A 3,063-nucleotide genomic window follows, 5' to 3' on the forward strand; every position below is an offset into this window, starting at 1 on the left:
GCTCTGGAGGGCAACCATTTTCGCAGCAAATATGTAGATTCCGAGAAGCAAACGCTTCAGAAGCGTATTGAATCCGTTATTAACGATAAAATTCGGTATGCGGCTGAACGTTGTATCGAAGAAATGTGCAGTGACGATCCGTACCGTCTTCACCCATTAGGTAAAATAGCGGATCTTGACCGTATCAATTCCGAGCAGCTTTACGAACAGTATAGACAGTGGCTGCAATCACAGCCGATTGACATCTATGTGGTCGGCAACACAACGCTTGCTGAAGTTGAAGGAATTGTATCATCCGCTTTCAAAATTGAACGTAATAAACATGTTGGTTACGTGACTACGGCTCCGCGGGGAGCCTCAGGCGAAGTGAAGACAATCGTCGAGCGACTGGACGTTAATCAAGGTAAATTGAATATGGGACTGCGCATGAATATTTCCTATGGTGATGAGCTTTATCCAGTAGCGCTTATGTACAACGGGGTTCTAGGCGGGTATCCGCATTCCAAGTTGTTTATCAACGTGCGTGAGAAAGCGAGTCTTGCTTATTATGCTTCTTCTCGATTTGATGGGCACAAAGGTATATTAACAATTCAATCGGGCATTGAAATGGCCAATTATGAGAAAGCCGTTGATATTATTCGCAAACAGCTAACGGCCATGGAACAGGGAGATATTAATGATATTGAACTAAGCCAGACTCGAGCTATGATTGCGAATCAGCTTCGTGAAATCCAGGATTCCGCTTTTGAATTAATTTCTTTTGATTTTAATGCGATCTTATCTGGTAAAGAACGTACAGTAGCGGGATTAATCGAGTCCGTGGAACAAATCGATATTCCGGCGATTGCTGAAGCTGCTAAGCGGGTTCAACTGGATACGATTTACTTTTTACGGGATCGGGAGGGAGAGTAGACCATGAAAGTAATTCCTTATCCACACCTGGGTGAAACGATTTACCACGAAGTGCTCGATAATGGGCTTCATGTGTTTGTTCTACCCAAAGAAGGTTTCCAGAAAACCTATGCGACATTCACTACACAGTATGGCTCTATCGATAACGATTTTCAAGTTGAAGGGAAAGAGGCTGTTCGAGTTCCGGACGGTATTGCTCATTTCCTGGAACACAAAATGTTTGAAGAACCTGAAGGCGATATCTTTGCCACTTTTGCTTCAAACGGCGCTTCAGCTAACGCTTTCACAAGCTTTGACCGAACTGCGTATTTATTCTCGTCTACGGACAATTATTTAACAAATTTAACGACATTAATTAATTTCGTGCAAAATCCTTATTTTACAGATGAAAATGTGGAAAAGGAAAAAGGGATCATCGGTCAAGAGATCAAAATGTACGAAGATAATGCGGATTGGAGAAGCTATTACGGATTAATTGAATCCTTATACGCCAAACATCCTATTCATATTGATATCGCGGGGACCGTAGCTTCGATTTCGGAAATTACAAAGGAGACTTTGTACGAGTGCTACAACACCTTCTACCACCCGAGCAATATGAGTTTGTTTGTTGTAGGCGGGGTGAATGCTGAAGAGGTAATCGCACTTGTCAAGGAAAACCAGGCCGCCAAGACATTTGCACCGCAAGGCGATATCAAAAGGTTTTTCCCGGAAGAGCCATCAGAAGTGAAAGAAGCACGCAGAGTAACTTTGCTTCCGGTATCGATGCCGAAGTGCTTAATTGGCTTCAAGGAGCAAGCTCCTGCTGTGAAAGGCAAAGATTTGTTAGTCAGAGAACTGACGACGAAATTAATGTTGGATGTTTTGTTCAGCTCAAGCTCTGATATTTATCAGGCACTGTATGATGAACAGCTCATTTCTGATAATTTCGGCCATGAATATAATTGCAGCGACGGTTATGCGTTCTCCATCCTTGGCGGGGACACCAAAGATCCTGATCAGCTTATTGCGCGTATCCGTGAAGAAGTTGAGAAGAGGAAGAGCTCAGGGCTTGATGAGGTTACCTTCGAACGCAGCCGTAAGAAGAAAATCGGCAATTTCTTGCGGATGATGAATTCTCCGGAATCGATTGCGAATGAATTTACGAAATACCGGTTTAAAGGAATTGATTTGTTTGACATTTTGCCCGTCTATGAGCAAATTACACTTCATGATGTTAATCAACGGTTCAGGGAACATTTTGATTGGAGTAAGCTTGCTATTTCGATTGTCCAAAGTCGTGAGAAATCGTGACCTTTTCCAAGCCATTTAGTGAGCAAACAGTTCTCATCACGGGAGCCAGCCGAGGGATTGGAGCAGCAATCGCAGAGCGTTTCGCCGCGGTAGGGATGAAAGTGATCATCCACTACCGCGATTCTCATGAAGCGGCGAACGAAGTTGCAAGAACTTGCATGAAGCATGGCGCCAAGGTGTTGACCGTGTCAGCAGATGTTAAATCCCGTGAACAAATCATGTTGATGAAGGAAAAGCTGGAGCAGAAAGAAATGGTTCCTGATATCATCGTGAATAATGCAGGCATCGCTCATTACGGACTGTTGTCAGATGTAAGTGAAGAAGAATGGGATTCTGTCATGGACGTTAATTTAAAGGGAGCATTTCTTTGTTCGCAAACCTTTATGAAGGCAATGATTTCTCAAAAATATGGTCGAATCATTAATGTATCCTCGATCTGGGGAATCTCTGGTGCATCCTGTGAAGTTGTATATTCAACGGCAAAAGGTGGGTTGAATGCATTCACTAAGGCATTAGCGAAAGAGCTTGCCCCATCTGGTGTTACGGTGAATGCAGTTGCTCCTGGTGCTGTGGAAACAGACATGATGTCAGGGTTCCAAAGCGAGGAGCGGGACGCGATTGCCAGTGAAATTCCGGTCGGTCGCTTTGCAATGCCGTATGAAGTGGCTTCGCTCGTTTATTTCTTGGCACTTCCTGAATCCGGCTATATCACGGGTCAAATCATAAGCCCTAATGGTGGATGGTTAACCTAATGTCGTTGTGAGAAGCACGCATAATTCTTGTGGGAGAAGCGAATATTACTTATGTAATGACCATCTCTCATAACTCAAAGGAGGCTTCTTACAATGGCTACAGTAC

At 43.7% G+C, this 3,063-nt stretch carries 3 protein-coding genes; all 3 read left to right on the plus strand.

Annotated elements, in window-relative coordinates; all coding sequences use genetic code 11:
• Positions 1 to 912 (plus strand): EF-P 5-aminopentanol modification-associated protein YfmF (gene yfmF, locus AC1DUA_RS31455; protein WP_477503486.1); only part of this gene is annotated, 912 nt, incomplete at its 5' end.
• A 3-nt stretch (positions 913 to 915) separates the two neighbouring features.
• The gene (yfmH, locus tag AC1DUA_RS31460) at positions 916 to 2,205 is read left to right on the plus strand and encodes an EF-P 5-aminopentanol modification-associated protein YfmH (protein WP_477503487.1); all 1,290 of its coding nucleotides are present in this window, start codon (positions 916 to 918) and stop codon (positions 2,203 to 2,205) included.
• Positions 2,202 to 2,957, plus strand: a complete 756-nt coding sequence (gene ymfI, locus AC1DUA_RS31465) for an elongation factor P 5-aminopentanone reductase (protein WP_477503488.1) — start codon at positions 2,202 to 2,204, stop codon at positions 2,955 to 2,957. The genes yfmH and ymfI overlap by 4 nt, the downstream gene beginning before the upstream one ends.
• Positions 2,958 to 3,063: the final 106 nt, after the last annotated feature.

The sequence above is a fragment of the Paenibacillus sp. 01T422 genome, assembly GCF_056398785.1.

Coding starts and splice junctions, on each gene's coding strand:
- yfmH (WP_477503487.1), top strand. CDS start 916: ATGAAAGTAATTCCTTATCCACACCTGGGTGAAACGATTTACCACGAA.